We start from the raw sequence: 22,523 nt of genomic DNA on the forward strand, positions 1-22,523 counted from the left end.
CCAGCCGCGTACCCCAACTACCTTGGTCCGCATGATCAATCGTGGTGCGTCGCTGCCATCGAGCGCCGGCGCAGGGGAGGACGAGTCGTGAGCCACGGGAACCCGCAGCCCGTTCGCCGTCATCCGGAGGACGGGGCCCCGCTCCCGCGTCACCCGCTCCCGCATCACCCGCCGTCCCGTCAGGCGCTATCCCGCCCGGCGCTCCCCCGGCAGGCGCAGCAGCCGCCGCACAGCGGCCACATGATCGTGTGCGGTGACGACGCGCTCGCCGAACGCCTCGCCGCCGAGCTGCGTTCGCTGTACCGCGAGCAGGTGACCGTCGTCGTCCCGTCCGCGCCGCGGGTCGACGGTCCGGGGGCAGGGTCGGCGGGACGGGCGCGGGCGGCCGCCCTGCTCAGCCGGATGCAGGCCGTCATGACACGGGCGGCCGGTACGCCGGGCGGCGGGGACGGTGGTGGGGGCGGGGCGGCTCGGCCTGAGGTTCCCCGGGTCCTCGAGGCGCCGGAGCCCGACGAGGCGGCGCTCGTCGAAGCGGGGGTGCACGACGCCGCCGCGCTGGCGCTGGTGTACGACGACGATGAGACCAACATCCACGCCGCGCTCGTCGCCCGCCGTCTCAGCCCCCGGCTGCGCATAGTGATCCGGCTCTACAACCGCAAGCTGGGCCAGCACCTGGAGGAGCTCCTCGACCAGGCCGCGGCGGTCGCCTCCCCCGGCCTGGATCCGTCGGAGGTGAACGCCTCCACCACCGTCCTCTCCGACGCCGACACCGCGGCCCCCGCCCTGGCCGCCACCGCTGTCGCCGGCACCAGCAAGGTCGTCCAGGCCGACGGGCTGCTCCTGCGTGCCGTGGAGCGCGACCCGCCGCGCCACGGCGCTGTCGCCGACCCCGGCCTGTGCACGCTCGCCCTGCTCTCGTCGACCACGAACGACCCAGCGGGCGCCGAGGGTTCGGACGACGGCGGCCAGGACGGGCCCCTGCTCCTGCCGGACGACCGCACCGTCACCTCCGCCACCGGCAGGGGCACCGTGGTCCTGGAGGCCGTCTCGCACGCGGGTCCGGACCGGCCGCCGGGCCCCCTTGCCGGGCGCGGCCTACCGCTCGGCTCGCTCTTCTCTGCGCGCCTGCGCTGGTCGGTTGCCGGGCTCATGGCCTGCGTCCTCGGCCTCGCGGTGGCGAACTGGGTGACCATCGACACCCACCCCCTGCACGCCGCCTATCTGACCCTGCTCGATCTGTTCGCGATCGACGACCCCGCGCTCGGGGAATCCACCGCACGGCAGATCCTGCAACTGCTCGCGGGGCTGGCCGGGTTGCTTCTCCTGCCGGTGCTGTTCGCCGCCGTCCTGGAGGCGCTCGGCACCTTCCGCACCGCGTCCTCCCTGCGCCGCCCGCCACGAGGGCTGCACGGTCACGTCGTCCTGCTCGGCCTCGGCAAGGTCGGAAGCCGTGTCCTGGCCCGCCTCCGCGAGCTCGGCATCCCCGTCGTCTGCGTCGAGGAGGACCCCGAGGCCCGCGGCATCCCGCTCGCCCGCCGCCTGCGCGTCCCCACGGTCGTCGGCGACGTCACGGACGAAGGCGTCCTGGAAGCCGCCAAGATCCACCGCGCCCACGCGCTGCTCGCCCTCACCAGCGTCGACACGACGAATCTCGAGGCCGCCCTGTACGCCCGCTCCATCAAGCCCAATGTGCGCGTGGCCCTGCGGCTGTACGACGACACGTTCGCCACCGCCGTCTACCGCACCCTGCGCGCGGCCCACCCGCAGGCCCTCACACGCAGCCGCAGCGTTTCCACCCTCGCCGCCCCGGCGTTCGCCGGGGCCATGATGGGGCGGCAGATCCTGGGGGCGATACCCGTCGAACGGCGCGTGCTGCTGTTCGCCGCCGTCGATGTCGCCGGGCACCCCCAGCTGGAGGGGCGGACCATCGCCGAAGCATTCCGGCCGGGGGTCCGGCGGGTCATCGCCCTGGATTCCGCCGCTCCGGACGAACGCCTCCCGGACCTGACGGCCCCCCGGCCCGACGACGGCACCGACCATCCCGCAGGTCTCGTCTGGGACCTCCATCCCGGATACGTGCTGCGCCCCCAGGACCGCGTCGTACTGGCCGCCACCCGCCAGGGCCTGGCCGAACTCCTCGGTCGCCGTACGCGGCCCCGGACGGACGCGGCCGACACGTAGAAGGGCTTGCACGCCGGACCGGGACCGGCATGAAAAAGCGTGGATGACTGCCGGAACACGGCAATGTGCGCCTTCCCTCCCACCTGCGACGATTCCCACCTCACCGAGACATCCGGCAAGTTGAGGAGGTGCTCAGGTGACCGTTTTCCTGGGACTTGGCATCGCGGGAATCGCTCTGCTGGTCCTCTCTCTCGTCTTCGACGGGGTCCTTGAAGGGCTCTTCGACGGCGTCGGGGTCCTCGACGGACTCTTCGACGGGCTGCTGTCCCTTCCGGTCGTCGCCGGATTCGTGTCCATGCTCGGCTTCGGCGGGGCGATCGTGCTCGGCACGACCGGGCTCGGAGTCGGCGGCGCGACCGCAGTCGGGGCGGCCGTCGGTGTGGGTGCGGGCTGGCTGACGTGGAGGTTCAGCCGCGCCCTGATGCGGGATCAGACCGCGGCCACTCCGCGGGGCGACGACCTCGTGGGCACCGCGGGCGCCGTGGTCACCGCGATCCCGGTGGGCGGGTACGGCGAGGTGCTGCTCCAACTGGCGGGGCAGCCGGTGAAGTTCGCCGCCAAGAGCGGCGAGGCCGTCACGCGCGGCACCGAGATCTGGGTGGAGGCGGCCCTGTCGCCCACCTCGGTCGCGGTCCGCCCCGTACAGCGCTGACCCCCGCGTAACCGCACCAGCGCGCCAGCGCGCCACCGCACCCGAGGCCCACGAAACGCGAAGCACGGCACACGAAGCACCACACGACACGCACGACATCACCGATCTGCCGCCCCTGGGGAGGCAGGGGGGAATTCACCATGAGTCCAGTCCTGACCGCCGTCATCGGAGTCGTCGTACTCCTCGTCCTGCTCGCGCTCGTCGTCGTGACCCGCTACAAGGTCGCGGGACCGAGCGAGGCCTTCATCGTGACCGGGCGGCGCGGCAAGAAGTCCACCGATCCCGACACCGGCCGGATCTTCACCGACAACAGCGGCCAGAAGGTCGTGGTGGGCGGCGGCGTGTTCGTCGTGCCGTTCGTGCAGCAGAAGTTCACGCTCGACCTCTCCTCGCGGCACATCCCGATCGCGGTGCGCGGCGCCGTCACGCTGCGCGGCGTGAAGGCGAACCTGGAGGGCGTCGCGATCGTCAAGGTCGGCGGCACCGAGGACTCCATACGCGCCGCGGCGCAGCGATTCCTCGCCCAGCAGGGCGGCATAGTCGGCTTCACCCAGGAAGTGCTCTCCGGCGCGCTGCGCTCCATCGTGGGCCGGATGTCGGTGGAGGACATCATCCGCGACCGCGCCGCGTTCGCCGGGCAGGTCGCCGAGGAGGCCGAGGCGAGCCTGTCCGGGCAGGGCCTGGTCCTCGACGCCTTCCAGATCCAGGACATCACCACCGAGGGTTCCTACCTGGAGGACCTGGGCCGGCCCGAGGCCGCCCGCGCCAAGCAAGAGGCCGACATCGCCGAGGCCGTGGCGCGCCGCGCCGCCGAGCAGGCCCGGCTGAAGGCCGAGGAGGAGATCGCGGTCGCCCAGCGGACCTTCTCCCTCAAGCAGGCCGAGATCAAGGCCGAGACCGACGAGGCATCCGCCCGTGCCGGGGCCGCCGGGCCGCTCGCCGAGGCCGCGCGCCAGCAGGAGGTCCTCACCGAGCAGGAGAAGGTGGCCCAGCGGCAGGCCGCCCTGACCGACCGCGAGCTGGACACGAAGATCCGCAAGCCCGCCGACGCGGCGCGCTACCAGGCCGAGCAGGAGGCCGAGGCCCGCCGTGTCTCCCTGGTCAAGCAGGCCGAGGCCGACGCCGAGCGGGCCCGTCTGACCGGTGAGGGCGAGAAGGCTCAGCGAGCCGCGCTCGCCGACGCCGTACGCCTGGAGGGTGAGGCAGACGCTGCCGCGATCGGCGCCAAGGGGGCCGCCGAGGCGGAGGCGATGCGCAAGAAGGCCGACGCGTTCGCGCAGTACGGCGATGCGGCGGTGCTGCAGATGCTCGTCGAGGTGCTGCCCGCCGTGGTGGCCAAGGCGTCCGAACCGCTCGGCGCGATCGACAAGATGACCGTGATCTCCACGGACGGCGCGAGCAGCCTCTCCCGCACGGTCGCCGACAACGTCGCCCAGGGCATGGAACTCCTCAGCTCCACCACGGGAGTCGACGTGGCCGGCCTTCTCAAGGGCATCACCGGCGGCATGTCCCCCGCACCCGCCGCCCCGGCCGCCGCCGCCGCCAAACTGAACGGCAAGATCGACGTAACGGACTGACCCGGACCGACCCGCCCCCGCCACCTCACAGTGAGGTGGCAGGCCAGCCGAGGAGCCGCGCGCCGATGACCGCCGTCTGGAGGGTGTAGCGGTCCAGGGGGTCGGCGGGGTCGGAGCCGGTGAGGGCGCGGATGCGTTCCAGGCGGTACGTGAGTGCTCGTACGCTCAACGACAGTTCACGCGCTGCCTGGGCCGCCACGCACCCGGTGTCGAAGTAGGCCATCAGCGTGTCCAGGAGGGGCTCGGCGCCGCCCCGCGCCTCCTCCAGCGGCCCGAGCGTGTTGAGCACCAGCTCCACCAAGGCCTGCCGGTCACGCGCGAGCACGGGAAAGACCAGGAGGTCGGCGGCGCGCAGCACGGGTTCGTCGAAGCCCATGCGCGTCGCGAGTTCCAGGGTGCTGACGGCTTCTTCGTAGCTGTGGGCGATGCCGGCCGCGCCCGGCTGGGGCCGGCCGATGGCGATGCGGCCGCCGTCGGTGGCGGCGTGCGCGCGCTTGGCGAAGTGGGTGAGGACCTCGTCCTGGTGGGCGGGGGCGATACAGACGAGGCGTCCGTCCTTGGTGGTGAGCAGGATGTGGCGGTCGCCGAAGCGGCCGACCATCTCGTTCTCCACGTCCCGCGACACGGGGTCGGTCTCGTCGTAGGCGCAGGGCCCCTCCGCCACGGCGACGGCGTGCGCGTGTGACAGCCGCAGACCGAACCGCTCGGCCCGTGCGCCGAGCCGGCCCAGGTCCCCTCGGCCGTACAGCAGGTCGTCGATCAACTCGCGGCGGGCGGCTTCTTCCTGGCGTACGACGAGACGTTGCGCGTGTTCGTAGCCCTCGGCGAAGGCGTCGATGGCCTGTTCGGCGGTCGCGAGCAGGTGGTCCGGGTCGCCGGCCGCGGGGCGGTGGATCCGGGTGGCGCTGAGGTGTTCGCGTATGAGGACACGCCACGTGTATCCGGCGTGCGCGGCCTGCGCGCCGAGCGCCCGGCGCGACGTCAGTTCCTCGCGGGTCAGACGGCGGCCGGTCGCGGCGGCGCGGGTGAGGATGTCGGCGTAGCCGTCGAGCAGTTGCTCGGGGATCTCCTGGGTGGTCATCAGCTCTCCCTCGACGGGTTCGATGGCTGGGGAGCGGGCCGCGCGAGGCGGCGAAGGCAACACACGGCGGCGCGCGCGGGTGAGCGGCACGCACACTGCCGGGCAGGCGGAAGACGACGACTGGGCGCGGGAGATCCGGAGTTGGAGTCGGTGCCCCGGTCAGCACATCAGCGGCGCGGGTCGCTCGTCATGGTGCCGTAGGTATCAGGCACGCTGTCGCGGGCGGAGTTGTCGACGCGTACGACTCGGGGGGCGCGCACAGCCTGACCCATGCCTTGCCCCCACCTCTCCGGCCTCGGCGATCACCGTCGCCTGCTTGATGGTTGAGCGTTCGACCGCTCAACAGAGCACCTTGGCTCAATTCATCACTTTACCGTACGACGTCCAGGGCCTGAGTTTTTCGGGGTTCCGCACCGCCCACAGGCGCGTGATCCGGTCGCCCTCGACGTCGAAGGCCAGCACGGACGTGGTGATGCCGTCGTGCTGGACCACCAGGCCGGGCTGGCCGTTGACCGTGCGTTCCAGGATCGTCTGGTCGAACTCCTGCCCGTCGACGAAGACGGAGACGGCGACCAGGTGACGCGCGATCTCCTCGCTTCCCGTGAGGGGGCGCGGCGCGGAGTTGACCAGTCCGCCGCCGTCGGCGAGTGCTGTGGCATCGGGGTCGAGTACGCCGATGAGCGCGGCGATGTCCTTGGTCTCCCAGGCGTGCTTGAAGTCCTTGACGACGGCGGCGCGCCGGGCCGCCGAAGTGGCGGGCACGTGCGAGGCACGGGTGCGGCGGCGCGCCGATGACGCCAGCTGACGACAGGCCGCCGGGCTGCGGCCGACGATCTCGGCCACTTCCGCGAAGGAGTAGCGGAAGACGTCGTGCAGGATGAACGCGACGCGCTCGGCCGGGGTCATCGATTCGAGCACGATCAGGAAGGCCATGTTGACCGACTCGTCGAGGGTGACCCGGTCGGCCGGGTCGGCGGTCGCCCCGCCCTGCCGCCCGTCGGCCCACTCCGTGCGATCGGGCAGCGGCTCCGGGATCCACTCGCCCACGTAGCGCTCGCGCCGGACCCGTGCCGAGCGGAGCTGGTCGAGGCAGATGCGTCCGGCGACCCTCGTCAACCAGGCACCGGGCGATTCGATGGCTTCCTGCTGGCCCGGGGACATCGCGTACCAGCGGACGTAGGCCTCTTGTACGACGTCCTCGGCGTCCGCCAGGGACCCGAGGAGCCGGTACGCGAGGTTGATCAACTGCCGCCGTTCGCCCATGACCGCACTCAGGCTCGCGTCGACGCGTCCCTCTCCGGGCTCGAACTGGGTCCCCATGGTGCCGCCACTCCCTTGCCGCGTCAGCCGCCCCGCATCCGACGGAACCGCCTCTGCGACGTCCGACGAGACAGCCCCGCGAAATGTGACGTCGTCCCCCGCGTCTCACATTTCGCGGGGCTGCCTCGTCGGTACTGCTGGGACGAAGAAGATCCCGCGAACAGCCGGTCCACCCACCGGATGGACCAGCCGACCAGGACCAGAAACAGAAACAGGGAGATCACCATGCAGGCCCGTCTCGACTTCCTCGCCAATCCGGTCTCGGCCGGCGCCGTCAAGCACATCGCCCTCGCGGGCAGGTCGCTCCTGGAGTCGACCCTGCCGGCCGCGACGCGGGAGCTGGTCGAGCTCCGCGTCAGCCAGATCAACGGCTGCGGATTCTGCGTCGACATACACACCAAGGAGGCCGCGCACGCCGGAGAGACCCAGCAACGCCTGCACCTGGTCGCCGCCTGGCGTGAGGCCACGGTGTTCACCGATGCCGAACGGGCCGCCCTGGAGCTGGCTGAGGAGGGCACCAGGATCACGGACGCCGCCGGTGGCGTGCCGGACGAGGTGTGGGCGAACGCCGCCGAGCACCACGACGAGGACCAGCTCGCCGCCCTGGTGTCGACCATCGCCCTCATCAACGCCTTCAACCGCCTGAACGTCCTCACCCAGCACCCGGCGGGCGACTACAAGGTCGGCCAGTTCGGCTGACCGAGATCCACCCTCGGAGTGGGGCCCTTCACGACAGGGCGGGGATGACCGCCGCGCCGTAGCCCTCGATGACGTTCTCGCGGGCGTCGTGCATCGCGTACAGGGCGAACTGGTCGACCCCCAGGCGCTTCAACTCCTCCAGTTTCGCGATGTGTTGTCGTGCCGTGCCGATGACGCAGAAGCGGTCCACGATCTCGTCGGGGACGAAGGCCGTGTCGGGGTTGTCGGCGCGGCCGTGGTGGGAGTAGTCGTAGCCCTCGCGGGCCTTGATGTACTCGGTGAGGGCCTCGGGGACCAGGTCCGAGTGTTCGCCGTACTTCGCCACCAGGTCGGCGACGTGGTTGCCGACCATTCCGCCGAACCAGCGGCACTGCTCGCGGGCGTGGGCAAGCGCGGCGGGTGAGTCGTCCTCCGTCAGGTACGCGGGCGCCGCGACGCAAATCGTGACCGAGGACGGGTCGCGGCCCGCCGCGGCGGCGGCGTCGCGGACCGCCTTGACCATCGTCTCCGTCAGATACGGGTCGGCGAGCTGGAGGATGAAGCCGTCCGCCTCCTCGCCCGCCATCTTCAGCGCCTTGGGTCCGTACGCGGCCATCCAGACGGGGAGTCGGGCGTCCTGCCCGATCCAGGGGAAGCGGACCGTGGTGCCGCCCAGGTCCGCCTCCTCGCCCGAGGCAAGGGCGCGGATGACCTTCATGGCCTCGCTGATCCGGGCGAGGGTGTTCGGGGTGCGGCCCGCCACCCGCATCGCGCTGTCGCCGCGGCCGATGCCGCAGACGGTGCGGTTGCCGTACATGTCGTTGAGCGTGGCGAACGTGGAGGCCGTCACCTCCCAGGTGCGCGTGCCCGGGTTGGTGACCATCGGGCCGACGACGAGACGGTCCGTGTTCGCCAGGATCTGGCTGTAGATGACGAAGGGCTCCTGCCACAGCACGGCCGAGTCGAAGGTCCAGCCGTAGCGGAAGCCGTTCCGCTCGGCACGCTTCATGAGGCTGATCACCTGCGCGGCCGGCGGATCAGTCTGCAGGACGAGTCCGAAGTCCATGGTGCGTCGCCTCTCCTAGCCGAGGTACTGGGTGGTGCCGCGCGGGACGTACGCGCCGTGCCCGGCGTGGCCGGTGAACTTCCGCTGGTCGATGACGACTTCACCGCGGGACAGGACCGTCTCCACCTGGCCCATGACGTGCTTGCCCTCGTACGCGGAGTAGTCCACGTTCATGTGGTGCGTGTCCGCCGACATGACCTGCTCGGCGGCCGGGTCGTAGATGACGACGTCCGCGTCCGCGCCCGGCGCGATCGTGCCCTTCTTGCCGTACAGGCCGAACATCCGGGCCGGGCTCGCGCAGGCGATCTCGATCCAGCGGCGGCGGCTGATGTGCCCGTCGACGACGGCCTGGTGGAGGAGGTCCATGCGGTTCTCGACGCCCGGCAGGCCGTTCGGGATCTTGGAGAAGTCCCCGCGGCCCAGTTCCTTCTGCCCCACGAAGCAGAACGGGCAGTGGTCCGTGGAGACCACCTGGAGGTCGTTCGTGCGCAGGCCGCGCCAGAGCGCCGCCTGGTGCTCGCGCGGCCGCAGCGGGGTCGAGCAGACGTACTTGGAGCCCTCGAAGTCCGGCTCCGCGAGATTGTCCGTGGAGAGGAACAGGTACTGCGGGCAGGTCTCCCCGAACACCGGCAGGCCCTCGTCCCGGGCCCTGGCCAGCTCGGCCACCGCCTCCTGCGCCGACACGTGCACCACGTAGACCGGCGCGCCCGCCACCTGGGCGAGCTTGATCACGCGGTGCGTCGCCTCCGCCTCCAGGAGCGACTTGCGCACCTCTCCGTGATAGCGCGGGTCCGTCTCGCCGCGCGCGAGAGCCTGCTCCACCAGGACGTCGATGGCGAGGCCGTTCTCCGCGTGCGTCATGATCAGTCCGCCGTTGACGGCGGCCCGCTGCATCGCCCGCAGGATCTGGCCGTCGTCGCTGAAGAAGACTCCGGGGTAGGCGGTGAAGAGCTTGAAGGAGCTGACCCCTTCCTCGATGAGGTGATCCATCTCCTTCAGGGTCCGCTCGTTGACGTCCGAGAGGATCATGTGGAAGCCGTAGTCGATCGCGCACTTGCCGTCCGCCTTGGCGTACCAGGCGTCGAGGCCCGCGCGCAGCGCCTGTCCCTTGGTCTGCACGGCGAAGTCCACGATGGTGGTGGTGCCGCCCCAGGCCGCGGCCCGGGTGCCCGTCTCGAAGTCGTCGGACGAGAAGGTGCCGCCGAAGGGGAAGTCCATGTGCGTGTGCGCGTCGACTCCCCCCGGGATCACGTACTTGTGGGAGGCGTCGATGACGCGGTCCGCGGTCCACGCCTCGGCGGCGCCCGAGCCGTGGGCGGCGAGCGCGGCGATCCTGCCGTCCTCGATCAGCACGTCGGCGTGGGTCTCTTCGGCGGCGGTGACGACGAGTCCGCCGCGGATCAGGGTGCGGGTACTCATGATGGGGCGCTCCCTTTCATGCTCGAACGCAGGTTCATACTCGCCCGCGTATACGTGAACTAGACGCTCCGCAGCGCCTGTTCGAGGATCGACGCCCCTTCTTCCGCCTCCGCGACGGTCAGCGAGAGCGGCGGGGCGACGCGCAGGACGCTGGTGTCGTGGCCGCCGCCCTTGCCGATCAGGAGGCCGCCTTCACGGGCCGCTTCGAGCACGGCGGTCGCCGCCCGGGGATTGGCCTGGCCGGTCTCGGGGTCGATCAGCTCGATGCCGATCATCAGGCCCCGGCCGCGCACTTCGCGTACGACGGGCAGCTGGGCACAGATGGCGCGCAGCCGTTCGATGAGCAGACCGCCGACGCGCCGCGCGTTCCCCTGGAGGTCGTGTTCGAGGAGATACGTGAGGTTGGCGAGGCCTGCCGCCATGGTGACCGGTGAGCCGCCGAAGGTCGAGATGGAGTTGGAGTCGAGGGAGTTCATGACCTCGGCGCTCGCCACGACACCGCCGATGGACATGCCGTTGCCGATGCCCTTGGCGAAGGTCAGGATGTCCGGCGGGCCGTTCTCGGCGTGCGCCTGCCAGCCCCAGAAGTGGTCACCGGTGCGTCCCCAGCCGGTCTGCACCTCGTCCGAGATCCACAGGACGCCGTGCTCCCACAGGACCTCGCGGAACGCGGCGTACAGCCCGTCCGGTGGCGAGGTGAAGCCGCCGACGCCCTGGACGGGCTCGGCGATCAGCGCCGCCACTCCCCCGCGCGCCTGCCCGAGCATGTCCTTGAGGTCGGCGACGCAGGCCTCAATGAACTCGGCGTCGCTCAGCGCGGCGTACGGCCCGCGGCCGCGGACGCCGCCGTGGACGTACAGCGTCTGGAGCGGCGAGAGGCTGGTGGGCGACCAGGAGTTGTTGCCGGTGATGCCGACGGCCGTGAAGGAGCGGCCGTGGTAGCTGTTGCGCATCGCCAGGATCTGGTTCGAGCGGCGGTGCGCGGTGGCCAGGAGCAGGGCCGTGTCGTTGGCCTCGGTCCCCGACGTGGTGAAGAAGACGCGGGCGTCCGGGATGCCGGAGAGGCCGGCGACCCGCTCCGCGAGGTCGATCATCGGCCGGTTGAGGTAGAGCGTGGACGAGTGGATGATCCGCCCGGCCTGCTCGGCGACCGCCTTGGTGACCTCGGGCAGCGCGTGGGCGGTCATGGTGGTGAGGATGCCGCCGAAGAAGTCGAGGTACTGCCTGCCGTCCGCGTCCCAGACGCGGCGGCCGTCGCCGTGGGTGATCTCCAGCGGGTCGGCGTAGTAGAGGGCGAGCCACTCGGGCAGGACGGCCTTGTGGCGGGCGTGGAGGTCACTCACGGCTGCACCAGTCCTTCGTACGCGTCGGGGCGGCGGTCCCGGTAGAACGCCCACTGCTGGCGTACTTCCTCGATCAGGCCCAGGTCCAGGTCCCTGACGACGAGTTCCTCGGCCTTGTCGCTCGCGGTCTCGCCGACGAACTGCCCGCGCGGGTCGACGAAGTACGACGTGCCGTAGAAGTCGTTGTCGCCGTACTCCTCGACGCCCACGCGGTTGATGGCGGCGATGAAGTATTCGTTGGCGACGGCCGCTGCGGGCTGTTCCAGCTGCCAGAGGTAGGCGGAGAGGCCGCGGGAAGTGGCGGAGGGGTTGTAGACGATCTGGGCGCCGTTCAGGCCGAGCTGGCGCCAGCCCTCGGGGAAGTGGCGGTCGTAGCAGATGTAGACGCCGACCTTGCCGACCGAGGTGTCGAAGACGGGCCAGCCCGCGTTGCCCGGCTTGAAGTAGTACTTCTCCCAGAAGCCCTTGACCTGGGGGATGTGGTGCTTGCGGTACTTGCCGCGGTACGAGCCGTCGGAGTCGATGACGGCGGCGGTGTTGAAGTAGAACCCGGACTGCTCCACCTCGAAGACCGGGACGACGACGACCATGCCGGTCTCACGGGCCAGCTCCCGCATCCGCGTGACGGTGGGCCCGTCCGGCACCGGCTCGGCCCACCGGTAGTGCTCGGGCTCCTGCACCTGGCAGAAGTAGGGGGCGTTGAACACTTCCTGGAAGCCGATGATCTTCGCACCTTGGCGGGCCGCCTCGCGGGCGTGCTCCTCGTGCTTGGCAATCATGGATTCGGTGTCGCCTGTCCAGGTTGCCTGGACCAGTGCGGCGCGTACGACGTTGGCCATGAGCTGCTCCTTCGACGGGACGTCAGAGAGCCTCTACGCCCGTAGACTTGGTGCGTAGACAGGAAAACGTAAGCCTCCCCGACGGGCTGGGCAAGACCATCGCCGTGAACCGGCGGAGTCGATCATGTTTCGCACCCAAGCGGGCGAGAAGCGGCGCGGAACGCGCAGACGCAACCGGCGCGTCAGGTGCTTCAGGCGCTGAATCCGGCCACACGCAGTGCGTGTACGAGGTCCCAGTGGCGCTCGTCCGAAACCCCCTGCGCCGCCTGGAGGAGCAGCGGGATGAGGCGGTACGGATCGGTGTGCGCGCAGCCCGCCGTGTCCTCGGGGGTCCGTACGCGGATGTAGGCGTCGAGCAGGGCGCGGGCCTCGCGCTCGCGGCCCGCGTCGATCAGCGCGAGCACCGCTTCGGCGATCTCCGGGGCGGGCCGGGAGACTCCCTGCCGCAGCAGTTTGCGGCAGTCGTCGGCGCGGCCCGCCCCGGCGAGGGCGTCGGCAAGGGCGACGAGCCGGTCGGGCGGCAGCGACGCGGCTTCCCAGAGCAGCGTCGACCAGTCGGCGCCGAGCCCCGCGCGGTGCAGTTCGCCGGCGAACACGGGCAGGCGCCGCGCGGGCCAGCCCGCGGCCTCGACGAGTACGCCGTGCGCTTCGCCGCTGCGGCCCTCGCCACGGAGCCTGATGAGCGCGGCGACGGCTTCGGCGGTGGCCCGCTCGGCATCGTGGTCCGGCTCCGCGGCGTCCCGGCGCGCGCTGTCGTCCGGCTCGTCGGCGGTGCTCCCGAACCGCGCGCCGCGCGGGCTGTTCGCGGCGGGCGGCTGCGCGGCCGTCCGCGCGCCGGAACCGTCCGCGGGCGCGTCCGCGCCCCCGTCGTCCGCCCCGGAGAACCCCGCGAACCGGGCGCCGCGGGGCCGGCGCGGACGGCGGGACGTGTCCCGTGCCTTGCGGCCCTGCTTGGGGACGGGGGTTTCCTCGGGGCGCGCCGCGGGGTCGGCCGACAGGGTGCGCGCATCGGGGGTCTGGATGTCCTGCCCGTCCGGTGCGGCACCGAACTCCGGTACGCGGGCGCTTGGGTCGACGGGCGCGTCGGCAGGGCCGCCACCACCGACTCCGAAGTCTTCCGCGGCAGGCGCCCCGAAGGCGTTCCGTGGCTGCTCGTCGTAGTCAGCGGAGTCGGCGAAGTCGTCCGCCCCCACCGCCGCGAAGTCGTCCGACAGCGGAGTCCCGAGGTCGACCCATTGCGGGCGGTCCGCCCGGTCCAATCGCTCGATGCGCTGCCGGAGTTCCGCGCACCGCGCGGTGGCCCGCTCGTGGTCGTCGCGGACCCAGGCCAGGTCGCGGTTGAGCCGCTCCACCTCGTCCGGTGTGTCCGCGGCAGCGAGGGAGTAGCCCAGTTCCACCTGCCGTTCCACGGCGAAGCGCTGCTCGGTGAGCATCATGTCGAGGCGCTCGCCGAGCAGGTCGCGGCCCCCGGGACGCGCGTCGTACGCGGCCAGCGAGGCCGTGTGCAGAGCCCTCGCCCGCTCCGTCTCGCGCTCGGCGGCCTGCGCCCCGTACCCCGCGGCCAAATCGTGCAGCAGCGCCTCCACGACGTCCCAGGGGGGCACTTCCGAGCCATCCAGGCAGGCCTGCATCCCCTCGGGGTCACGCGACCAGAACACACCGCACCACCCGGCGCCCGGGTCCAGGCGCGCCAGGAGGTCTCTCAGGTACCTCGCGAACTCCCGGACCTGATCAGGGAGTTGTCCTACTGCCATCCGAGCCAGCACCGCCCCATGGAGCCAGGAGTCTTCAGGTCCGGAAGATAACACCAGACGTGTTACGGGACGACTACACGCGGTTTTCCGGCCGCCCGACAGCACCTCACACGCCGCTGCCCGCCTCGTGAGCAGGGCTGCGGGAGTGCGGCCTCAGGCCGGGGCGAGCGGCACCAGCGCGCACGTCTCGGCGACCTCGTCCAGCGAGAGGCCGAGCGTCACCGCGAGCGCCGACACGGTGAAGAACGCGGGCGTGGGAGCCCGGCCCGTCTCGATCTTGCGGAGCGTCTCGGCGGACAGCCCGGCGCTCGCGGCCACCTCCACCATGCTCCGCTCGCCGCGCGCCGAACGCAGGAGACGGCCGAGCCGCTCGCCGCGCTCGCGCTCCTCAGGGGTCAGGGGGGTCCGCACCATGCGGCCAGTCTAGTCCGTCCCCGCACAGAAACCCATTCTCATACCGGTATAGTTATTGGCATGGTGGAACTCAAGACAGACACATCTATCGACGCGATGCGCGAAGCGGGCCGGATCGTCGCCCAGGCCCTGACGGCGGTACGGGAGGCGGCGGGCGTCGGCGTCTCGCTGCTCGAACTGGACGAGGTGGCGCACGCCGTGCTGCGGGACGCGGGCGCGACCTCGCCCTTCCTCGGCTACCGCCCCTCCTTCGCCCCCACTCCGTTCCCCGCGGTGCTCTGCGCCTCGGTGAACGACGCGATCGTGCACGGCATCCCGACCGACTACCGCCTGCGCGACGGCGACCTGCTCTCCGCGGACTTCGGCGCCGAGTTCGGCGGCTGGGCGGGCGACTCGGCGATCAGCTTCATCGTCGGCACGCCCCGCCCCGAGGACGTACGCCTCGTGGAGACCGCCGAGCGCGCCCTGGAGGCGGGCATCGCCGCGGCCGTCGTGGGCAACCGCATCGGCGACATCGCCCACGCGATCGGCACGGTGTGCAGGGCAGCGGGTTACGGCATCCCGGAAGGCTTCGGGGGGCACGGCATCGGCCGCAGCATGCACGAGGACCCGGGCGTTCCGAACGAAGGCCGCGCGGGCCGCGGCATGCCCCTGCGGCACGGCATGGCCCTGGCCATCGAGCCGATGGTGATCGCGAGCGGCAGCGATCACTACCACCCGGCGCCGGACGGCTGGACCCTGCGCACGAACGACGGCAGCCGCGCGGCCCACGCGGAGCACACGGTGGCGATCACGAACGACGGACCGCGCATCCTGACGGCCCTGTGACTCCGTAGGACGGACGGCCGGCGGGCGGGCCTCACCGGCCCGCCCGCCCCCGCCTCACTGCGGCCGTACCACCATCGCCGAGCCGCCGCCGCGACGCGTCTTCTCCGCGGCGGCGAGCCACTTCCCGCCGGGCAGTCGCTGCACCCCGGTGGCCGCGCCGATCTCGGGGTTCTGCTTGAAGGAGTGCCCGATCGTCTCCAGGTCGGCCCGCAGCGGGCTCTCCCAGAGGCCCGGCTCCAGCTCGGTCTGGGCGGCGTTGCGCTGGCTCGCGCGCGGCGCCGCGATCGCGTCGACGAGCGGAAGGCCCCGGTCGACGAACCCGGTCAGGGTCTGCAGCACCGTGGTGATGATCGTGGCACCGCCGGGCGATCCCAGCGCGACCAGCGGCTTGCCCTTCTCCAGGACGATCGTCGGCGCAATCGAGGAGCGGGGCCGCTTGCCCGGACCCGGCAGGTTCGGGTCGTGCACGGCCGGGTCGGCCGGCGCGAAGGAGAAGTCGGTGAGTTCGTTGTTGAGCAGGAACCCGCGCCCCGGCACGGTGATGCCGCTGCCGCCCGTCGACTCGATGGTCAGGGTGTAGGCGACGACGTTGCCCCACTTGTCGGCCGCCGTGAGGTGCGTGGTGTTCTCCCCCTCGTACGTGGTCGGGGCGGCCTTGTCACCCGCCTTGCAGGAGGCGGGGTCCCGCGGGTTCCCCGGCGCGAGCGGGCTCTTCAGGACCGCGTCGTCGCGGATCAGGCACTCCCGCGAGTCGGCGAACTTCTGCGAGAGCAGTTCCTTCGTCGGTACGTCCTCGAAGGCGGGGTCGCCCACCCAGCGCCCGCGGTCGGCGAAGGCGATCCGGCTGGCCTCGATGAACCGGTGCAGATACTTCTTCTTGGACGCCTTCGAGAGGTCGGTCCGCTCAAGGATGTTGAGCGCCTCGCCGACGGTCGTGCCGCCGGAGGACGAGGGCGCCATCGAGTAGACGTCGAGCCCCCGGTAGGAGGTCTTCGTCGGCGCCTGCCGCTTCACCGCGTACGCCTTGAGGTCCTTCGTCGACAGGTCGCCGGGCCTGGCCACCCGCCCCGACGCCGGGTCCACGGGCGGCTTGTTCACGGTCCGTACGACGTCCTTGGCGATGCCGCCCCGGTACATCGCACCGACGCCCTCGCGTCCCAGCTGCTCGTACGTCTTCGCGAGGTCGGGGTTCTTGAACGTCGAGCCGACCACGGGCAGCGCCCCGCCGGGCAGGAACAGCTTCGCGGAGTCGGGGAAGTCGGCGAACCGCGCCTGGTTCGCCTCGGTCTGCGAGCGGAAGGTGCCGTCCACCGTGAACCCGCCCCGCGCCAGACGCTCGGCGGGCTTCAGGAGCGTGCCGAGCCGTTTGCTGCCCCACTTGTCCAGGGCGGACTGCCAGGTCGCCGGGGTGCCGGGCGTGCCCACGCCCAGGCCGCTGGTGACGGCGTCCGCGAAGGGGATCGGTTTGCCGTCCTCCAGGAAGAGGCCGGAGTCGGCCGTGCGCGGGGCCGTCTCGCGGCCGTCGATCGTGCTCACCTTGCGGCTCTTGGCGTCGTAGTGGACGAAGTAGCCGCCGCCTCCGACACCCGCGGAGTACGGCTCGGTCACGCCGAGGGCGGCGGCCGTGGCGACCGCCGCGTCCACCGCGTTGCCGCCCTTGCGCAAGACCTCGATCCCGGCGGCCGACGCGTCCGCGTCGACGCTGGAGACGGCACCGCCGGAGCCGACGGCCACCGGCACCTTCTCCGGGGTCGATGCACGGGGTGACGAGGCCGCTTCGGCCGAGCGCGGGAACGAAGGGGGCGCGGCCGCTCCGACCGACACCAACACCCCTCCGACCGCCAATAGCGTCAGATTCCGTACGACAGCACGACGCATCCGTACCTCCAGTCAACAGCCGTCCGCGCAGCGTAACTTCGCTGTCCCGTCCACGTCAGGACCCCCTCGAACACCGGTCCTAGGGACCGCTAGCATGCGCCCCCATGACTGAAGACGTGCGCAACATCGTCCTCGGCCTGATCGCGGCCGGCCTGGGTGCCGTGCTGGGCTGGCTCGCCCGTACCTACCTCTGGCGGCGCAAGCTCCGCCGCAAGCAGGCCTTCTTCGGGCTGCCCGACAACTCCGAGTCGCTGCTCGTGGTCAACCGCGAGGCGGGCGGCCCCGAGCTCACCGTCGTACGCCACGACGTGTTCGCGCTGCTCGAACTGGCCGCGCTGATCAAGGACTGCGGGGCGCACGCCCAGCTCGTCGCGCACGACGCCGCCCAGCAGAGCTTCGGCGAGCGCACGGAATTCTGCGTCGGTTCGCCGACCGTCAACCGCCGCATGGCCGCGCACATGCACTCCCTGCTGCCCGGCGTCCGCGTCAACACCGATCCGGAGCCGGGCCCGGACCGCGGCGCCTTCCAGATCGGCAGCGAGCGCCACCGCATGGAGGGCGGCATCGCGGAGTACGTGATCCTCGCGCGGCTCACCGCGGGACAGGGCCAGGAGGCGAGACCCGTGTTCCTCTTCTGCGGCCAGCGCGCGATCACCAACCAGGCGGCGACCCGCTATCTCGCGCGCAACCACGAGCGCCTCGCCCGCAAGCACGGCGGCAACACCTTCGTGCTGCTCCTGAAGGTCGTCAACTCGCAGGCGTACGGTGCCGACGTCGTCGAGCTCGTCGGTGACGTCACGCGCGCCGCGCAGGCCCCGGCTCCGGCGCCCGCTCCACCGCGCGCGTCCCATCGCGCCAAGTAGCCGCGACTTCACCGAGCGCCGACGGCCGCGCCCGGCTCATACGCCGCCTCTGTGACCTAGTCGGGAAATTCGGGGCAAGAGGCAACCCACCGGGACCTTTGACCCTCTCACCGTGCAGTTCCACATTCGCACGGAGGTACGTTCCCTTGAGGCCCCTGAGCTCGCCGAGTCGCCGACGCCCGATACGCTCCCGCCACACCGGGGCCGCGGTCACGGCCGCGGGCCTGGCGGCGCTGACCGCCACCCTGACCGCCTGTTCGGGCAGCTCCCCCGCATCAGCCGACACATCTGCGGACAAGCCGGACATATCCGTCAACTTGCAGGGCAAGCAGGCCAAGGCGGGCTCCCCGGTCAAGGTGAAACTGGCCGACGGCAGGCTGAAGCAGGTCACGGTGACCGACGCGCAGGGCGCGAAGCTCACCGGCGAGGTCGCCGCGAACGGCACCACCTGGACCTCGGACCGCAAGGCGGTGCCCGGCATCTCGTACAAGGTGAAGGCGACGACGGACGAGGGCACCAGCGCGCGGGCCTCCTTCAGGACGGCCGCCCCGGAGCAGGTCAACAAGCTGTCCCTGACCCCCGGCAAGGACACCACGGTCGGCGTCGCGCAGCCCCTGTCGGTCGTCTTCGACCACCCGGTGAAGAACAAGGCGGAGGTCGAGAAGCACCTGAAGGTGACGACCTCGAACGACACGACCGGGTCCTGGGGCTGGATCAAGAACTACGACGGCAAGGACCGCATCGACTGGCGCCCCAAGGAGTACTGGGAGTCCGGAACGAAGGTGAAGCTCGACGCCCGCCTCGGCGGCGTCGACTCGGGCACCGACGGCGGCTGGTTCGTCCGTGACTATGCGACCGGCTTCACGGTCGGCAAGAGCCAGCAGGTCAAGGTCGACCTCGACAGCAAGCAGGCCACGCTCGTGCGTGACGGGAAGAGCGTGAAGACCGTTCCGATGTCGGCCGGCACCCCCGGCGGCGACAAGGCGTCCTGGGGCGGCACGTCCGTCCTGATGGCCAAGGAGGGCACGATCAACATGCGCTCCGAGACGGTCGGCCTCGGCGACGCCTACGACAAGATGGTCGACAACTCGATGCGTCTGACCTGGTCGGGCATGTACGCGCACGCCGCCCCCTGGAACGCCCGGTTCTTCGGCAACACCAACCACAGCTCGGGCTGCATCGGCATGAGCGACGGCGACGCCTCGTGGCTCTACGGCCAGGTCCAGGTCGGCGACCCCTTCGAGGTCTCCGGCAGCGGCTCGAAGGGCGTGCCCGACCCGGGCAACGGCTACGGCGAGTGGAACATCTCCTGGTCCGACTGGCAGACGAAGAGCGCGCTGAACTGAGCGCGCCCAACTGGGGCCCGCCGGGAAGGTACACAGCTCAACAATCGTTACCGGTGCGTAACTTACCGACGGGTTACCACCGGTAAGCCGACGCGGTTACCGTCGGGTCACTTTGCTTGCACGAGTAAGGAGTGACCCGTGGGACAACCGCGCAAGGCTCTGCGTACGACCACCGTGGGCGCCGTGTCGGCGACGCTCGTCGCCGGCGCCGCCTTCGGCCTCGCCCCGGCAGCCCAAGCCGCCCCGGCGGCCGCTCCACGGGCGGCAAGCGCCGCGGACGTACGCTTCGTCGACATCCCCGGTGACGGCGGCACGATCCTCAAGGCCAACGTCTTCACCCCCAGGGGCGCGAAGACCGGAGAGAAGTTCCCGGCGATCGTGCTGCCCACCAGTTGGGCCATGCCCCAGGTCGAGTACGTCGCGCAGGCCCAGAAACTCGCCAACTCCGGCTATGTCGTGGTCAGTTACAACTCGCGCGGCTTCTGGCAGTCCGGCGGCGAGATCGAGACCGGCGGCCCCGAGGACATCGCCGACGCCTCGAAGGTCATCGACTGGACCCTGGAGAACACCCCGGCCGACCCCGGGAAGATCGGCATGGGCGGCGTCTCGTACGGCGCGGGCATCAGTCTGCTCGCCGCGGGCCACGACAAGCGGATCAAGGCCGTGGCCGCGCTCAGCGGCTGGGGCGACCTCATCGACTCGATCTACAGCGGCCGCACCCAGCACCGCCAGGCCGCCGGTCTGCTCGGCGGCGCGGGCATCCTCACGGGCCGCCCGAGCCCCGAACTCCAGCAGACCCTCAAGGACTTCCTCGCGTCCAACCTGGACCAGGAGGACGAGATGATCGCCTGGGGCGCCAAGCGCTCCCCCGCGACCTACATCGACCAGATCAACAAGAACGGCGCGGCCGTCATGCTGGGCAACGCCTGGGGTGACACGATCTTCCCGCCCAACCAATACGCCGAGTTCTACGAGCAGTTGACCGGCCCCAAGCGTCTCGAATTCCGTCCCGGCGACCACGCGACCGCCGAACTGACCGGCCTGCTCGGCCTGCCCAACGACACCTGGACCTCCACCCAGCGCTGGTTCGACCGCTACCTCAAGGGCGAGAAGAACGGCGTCGACACCGAGCAGCCCGTCCAGCTCAAGTCCCGCTCCACGGGCGGCTACGAGGGCTACCCCGACTGGAAGTCCGTCGGCGCGACGAAGAAGAAGATCGACCTGGCGGGCACCACGACGCTCCGCACGAACGTCGACTCGGGCGCCAACGGCGGCACGGTGCTGCTCTCCAACGCCCTCGACCAGTTCCTCAAGACCCCGCCGGTCGCCTCGATGCCGCTGCTGCCGCGGCGGTACGCGGGCGTCTGGCAGTCCGAGAAGTACGACACGGCCCAGCGGGTGCGCGGGACGGCGAAGCTGCACACCACGCTCACCAGCACCAAGGAGAGCGGCACCCTCGTCGCGTACCTCTACGACGTGGGCCCGCTCGGCCTCGGCAAGCTGGTCAGCAACGCGCCGTACACCTTCCACGGCAAGACTCCCGGCAAGCCGTTCGGCGTGGACCTGGAGTTGTTCTCCACGGCCTACGACGTTCCGGCAGGACACAAGCTCGCCCTGGTGGTCGACACGGTCGACCCGCTCTACATCGAGCACAACCCGTCCGGCGCGCAGCTGACCTTCTCCTCGCCCGCGTCCGACCCGTCGTACGTGTCGGTCCCGCTGCGCGAACAGTGATCACCGGCTGCTGCCGGGTGGGCCCTGGCCCCTTTAGCTACTGCGGACCCGGCAGCAGCGTCCCTGGTTCGGCCGATGCCACGTCCGCGGCCTCGGTCTTGGGATTGCGCCGCTGTCGTCTGGACACCCACTGGGCGAACCACGAGAGCAGCATGCACATCCCGATGTAGATCGGCGAGATCACCAGAACCACGGGGATGAAAGGTAGATCGTAGTCGAGGTTCGACGCGATCAGCTTCCCGGCGTGGAGGAACTCCTCGTAGGTGATCAGATAGCCGAGCGACGTGTCCTTGAGCGCCACCACCAACTGGCTGATGATGGCGGGCAGCATGGCGCGCACGGCCTGGGGCACCAGGACGTGCGTCATGACCTGTGTCTTGCGCATCCCGAGCGCGTACGCCGCCTCGCGCTGCCCGCGCTCCACGGAGTTCACGCCGGAACGGAAGACCTCGGCGAGCACCGAGCCGTTGTAGAGCGTGAGTCCGGTGACCAGGGCCGGCAGCGGCTGGACCTTCAGCGCCACGAAGACGAAGAAGATCATCACCAGGACCGGCATCGCGCGGAAGAACTCCACGAGAAGCGTGGCCAGCCAGCGCACGGGACGGTGGTCGGAGAGCCGCCCCATGGCGAGCAGTCCGCCGAGCGCGAGCGCGAGCACCGCCGAGATGGCGAAGGCCTTGAGGGTGTTGCCCAGGCCCTTGAGGAGGAGCTCCTGGATGCCCTTGTACTCGAAGGGCGTCCACTTGGTCGCGGTGAACTGGTCGGTGTCGAAGAGCAGGTAGACGAGCCAGCCGATCAGGGCGAGCAGGACCACGGTGGAGAGCAGGCCGTAGAGCCGGTGCCGGCGCTCGGTCTTGGGGCCCGGCACGTCGTAGAGGGCGGTGGACTCGTGGGAGAGGGCTTTCATCGGGCGACTCCCCAGCGCTTCTCGAGGACGTTGAACACGGCGCTGATGGCGAGGGTGATGATCAGGTAGCCGACGGCGATCCAGACGAACGTCCAGATGATGTTGTAGCCGAGCTCACTGAGCGTCTTGTACGTGCCGAGCAGCTCGGTGACGCTGAACGCGCCCGCGATGGCGGAGTTCTTGGCGAGGGCGATGAGGGTGGAGCCGACCGGCGGGATGACGGACCGGAAGGCCTGCGGGAGCACGACCATCGACAGCGTCTGCCCGAAGGACATCCCCAGGCTGCGGGCAGCCTCGCCCTGGCCCTTGGGGACGGTGTTGATGCCCGAACGCAGTGCCTCACAGATGAAGGCGGAGGTGTAGCAGCCCAGCGCGAGGACCGCGAACACCTTGAAGGGCAGGACGAGTCCGAAGCGCGGGAGTCCGAGCAGCACCGCGAAGAAGAGCAGCGTCAGCGGGGTGTTGCGCAGGACCGTCACCCAGGCGGTGCCGAACGCCCGGAAGGAGCCGACCGGTGCCACCCGGAACGACGCCATCACGAAGCCGAGCACCAGGGCCAGGATCGAGGAGTACACGGTGAGTTCGACGGTGCCGAGGAACCCCTTGCCGAAGGTGGAGAAGTTGTCTGTCAGTACGTCCACGA

At 70.8% G+C, this 22,523-nt stretch carries 19 protein-coding genes; 8 read left to right on the plus strand and 11 right to left on the minus strand.

All coding sequences use genetic code 11. The features are described from left to right. The first annotated feature begins 240 nt into the window (after positions 1-240). From AB0I66_RS21775 to AB0I66_RS21785, 3 genes are all read left to right on the plus strand, one after another. Entirely contained in the window at positions 241-2,181 is a 1,941-nt protein-coding gene (locus tag AB0I66_RS21775; RefSeq protein WP_363209563.1) for an NAD-binding protein, read from the plus strand. A gap of 136 nt (positions 2,182-2,317) precedes the next feature. After that, positions 2,318-2,833, plus strand: a complete 516-nt coding sequence (locus tag AB0I66_RS21780; RefSeq protein WP_363209564.1) for a hypothetical protein — start codon at positions 2,318-2,320, stop codon at positions 2,831-2,833. A 140-nt stretch (positions 2,834-2,973) separates the two neighbouring features. Continuing rightward, on the plus strand, positions 2,974-4,410 hold the full coding sequence (locus AB0I66_RS21785) for an SPFH domain-containing protein (protein ID WP_363209565.1): 1,437 nt from the start codon (positions 2,974-2,976) through the stop codon (positions 4,408-4,410). A gap of 25 nt (positions 4,411-4,435) precedes the next feature. Here AB0I66_RS21785 and AB0I66_RS21790 read toward each other — a convergent pair whose 3' ends face one another. Beyond that, entirely contained in the window at positions 4,436-5,491 is a 1,056-nt protein-coding gene (locus AB0I66_RS21790) for a helix-turn-helix domain-containing protein (RefSeq protein WP_363209566.1), read from the minus strand. Positions 5,492-5,848: 357 nt separating this feature from the next. Next, positions 5,849-6,811 carry an RNA polymerase sigma factor SigJ gene (gene sigJ, locus AB0I66_RS21795; RefSeq protein ID WP_363209567.1) on the minus strand — a complete coding sequence of 321 codons (963 nt, stop codon included), beginning with the start codon at positions 6,809-6,811 and terminating at the stop codon, positions 5,849-5,851. A 225-nt stretch (positions 6,812-7,036) separates the two neighbouring features. Between sigJ and AB0I66_RS21800 the strand changes: the two genes are divergently transcribed. After that, entirely contained in the window at positions 7,037-7,510 is a 474-nt protein-coding gene (locus tag AB0I66_RS21800) for a carboxymuconolactone decarboxylase family protein (RefSeq protein WP_363209568.1), read from the plus strand. 28 nt (positions 7,511-7,538) lie between these two features. Here the strand turns inward: AB0I66_RS21800 and AB0I66_RS21805 are convergent, their stop codons facing one another. The 6 genes from AB0I66_RS21805 to AB0I66_RS21830 all read right to left on the minus strand — a co-directional run bounded on the left by AB0I66_RS21805 (position 7,539) and on the right by AB0I66_RS21830 (position 14,324). Further along, positions 7,539-8,555: a TIGR03842 family LLM class F420-dependent oxidoreductase gene (locus AB0I66_RS21805; RefSeq protein ID WP_363209569.1), complete on the minus strand. Its 1,017-nt coding sequence runs from the start codon at positions 8,553-8,555 to the stop codon at positions 7,539-7,541. 15 nt (positions 8,556-8,570) lie between these two features. Continuing rightward, positions 8,571-9,974: a dihydropyrimidinase gene (gene hydA / locus AB0I66_RS21810; protein WP_363209570.1), complete on the minus strand. Its 1,404-nt coding sequence runs from the start codon at positions 9,972-9,974 to the stop codon at positions 8,571-8,573. Positions 9,975-10,033: 59 nt separating this feature from the next. Beyond that, positions 10,034-11,317, minus strand: a complete 1,284-nt coding sequence (locus AB0I66_RS21815) for an aspartate aminotransferase family protein (protein ID WP_363209571.1) — start codon at positions 11,315-11,317, stop codon at positions 10,034-10,036. Beyond that, positions 11,314-12,156, minus strand: coding sequence for a nitrilase-related carbon-nitrogen hydrolase (locus AB0I66_RS21820; protein ID WP_363209572.1), 843 nt, complete (start codon positions 12,154-12,156; stop codon positions 11,314-11,316). Before AB0I66_RS21820 ends, AB0I66_RS21815 begins: the two co-directional genes overlap by 4 nt. 191 nt (positions 12,157-12,347) lie before the next feature. Beyond that, positions 12,348-13,910 carry a hypothetical protein gene (locus tag AB0I66_RS21825; RefSeq protein WP_363209573.1) on the minus strand — a complete coding sequence of 521 codons (1,563 nt, stop codon included), beginning with the start codon at positions 13,908-13,910 and terminating at the stop codon, positions 12,348-12,350. A gap of 153 nt (positions 13,911-14,063) precedes the next feature. Then, positions 14,064-14,324, minus strand: a complete 261-nt coding sequence (locus AB0I66_RS21830; RefSeq protein WP_363209574.1) for a helix-turn-helix transcriptional regulator — start codon at positions 14,322-14,324, stop codon at positions 14,064-14,066. A 60-nt stretch (positions 14,325-14,384) separates the two neighbouring features. Here AB0I66_RS21830 and map point away from each other — a divergent pair, with 60 nt between their 5' ends. Next, entirely contained in the window at positions 14,385-15,152 is a 768-nt protein-coding gene (map, locus tag AB0I66_RS21835) for a type I methionyl aminopeptidase (protein WP_363209575.1), read from the plus strand. Positions 15,153-15,206: 54 nt separating this feature from the next. On the opposite strand, the gene ggt is transcribed toward map, so the two are convergent. Then, entirely contained in the window at positions 15,207-17,030 is a 1,824-nt protein-coding gene (gene ggt / locus AB0I66_RS21840; protein WP_363209576.1) for a gamma-glutamyltransferase, read from the minus strand. A 104-nt stretch (positions 17,031-17,134) separates the two neighbouring features. On the opposite strand from ggt, the gene AB0I66_RS21845 reads away from it, so the two are divergent. The 3 genes from AB0I66_RS21845 to AB0I66_RS21855 all read left to right on the plus strand — a co-directional run bounded on the left by AB0I66_RS21845 (position 17,135) and on the right by AB0I66_RS21855 (position 20,973). Continuing rightward, positions 17,135-17,893: a hypothetical protein gene (locus tag AB0I66_RS21845; RefSeq protein ID WP_363209577.1), complete on the plus strand. Its 759-nt coding sequence runs from the start codon at positions 17,135-17,137 to the stop codon at positions 17,891-17,893. Between the two features lie 182 nt (positions 17,894-18,075). Beyond that, positions 18,076-19,239 (plus strand): Ig-like domain-containing protein, encoded by a 1,164-nt coding sequence (locus tag AB0I66_RS21850; protein ID WP_363210036.1) that lies wholly within the window; start codon positions 18,076-18,078, stop codon positions 19,237-19,239. A gap of 138 nt (positions 19,240-19,377) precedes the next feature. Further along, complete coding sequence (locus AB0I66_RS21855; RefSeq protein ID WP_363209578.1) at positions 19,378-20,973, plus strand: CocE/NonD family hydrolase; 1,596 nt, start codon at positions 19,378-19,380, stop codon at positions 20,971-20,973. A gap of 37 nt (positions 20,974-21,010) precedes the next feature. Here the strand turns inward: AB0I66_RS21855 and AB0I66_RS21860 are convergent, their stop codons facing one another. Then, positions 21,011-21,880 (minus strand): amino acid ABC transporter permease, encoded by an 870-nt coding sequence (locus tag AB0I66_RS21860; protein WP_363209579.1) that lies wholly within the window; start codon positions 21,878-21,880, stop codon positions 21,011-21,013. After that, the gene (locus tag AB0I66_RS21865; protein WP_363209580.1) at positions 21,877-22,521 is read right to left on the minus strand and encodes an amino acid ABC transporter permease; all 645 of its coding nucleotides are present in this window, start codon (positions 22,519-22,521) and stop codon (positions 21,877-21,879) included. Before AB0I66_RS21865 ends, AB0I66_RS21860 begins: the two co-directional genes overlap by 4 nt. Positions 22,522-22,523: the final 2 nt, after the last annotated feature.

It is taken from the genome of Streptomyces sp. NPDC050439 (assembly GCF_040655335.1).
Taxonomy (GTDB): Bacteria; Actinomycetota; Actinomycetes; order Streptomycetales; family Streptomycetaceae; genus Streptomyces.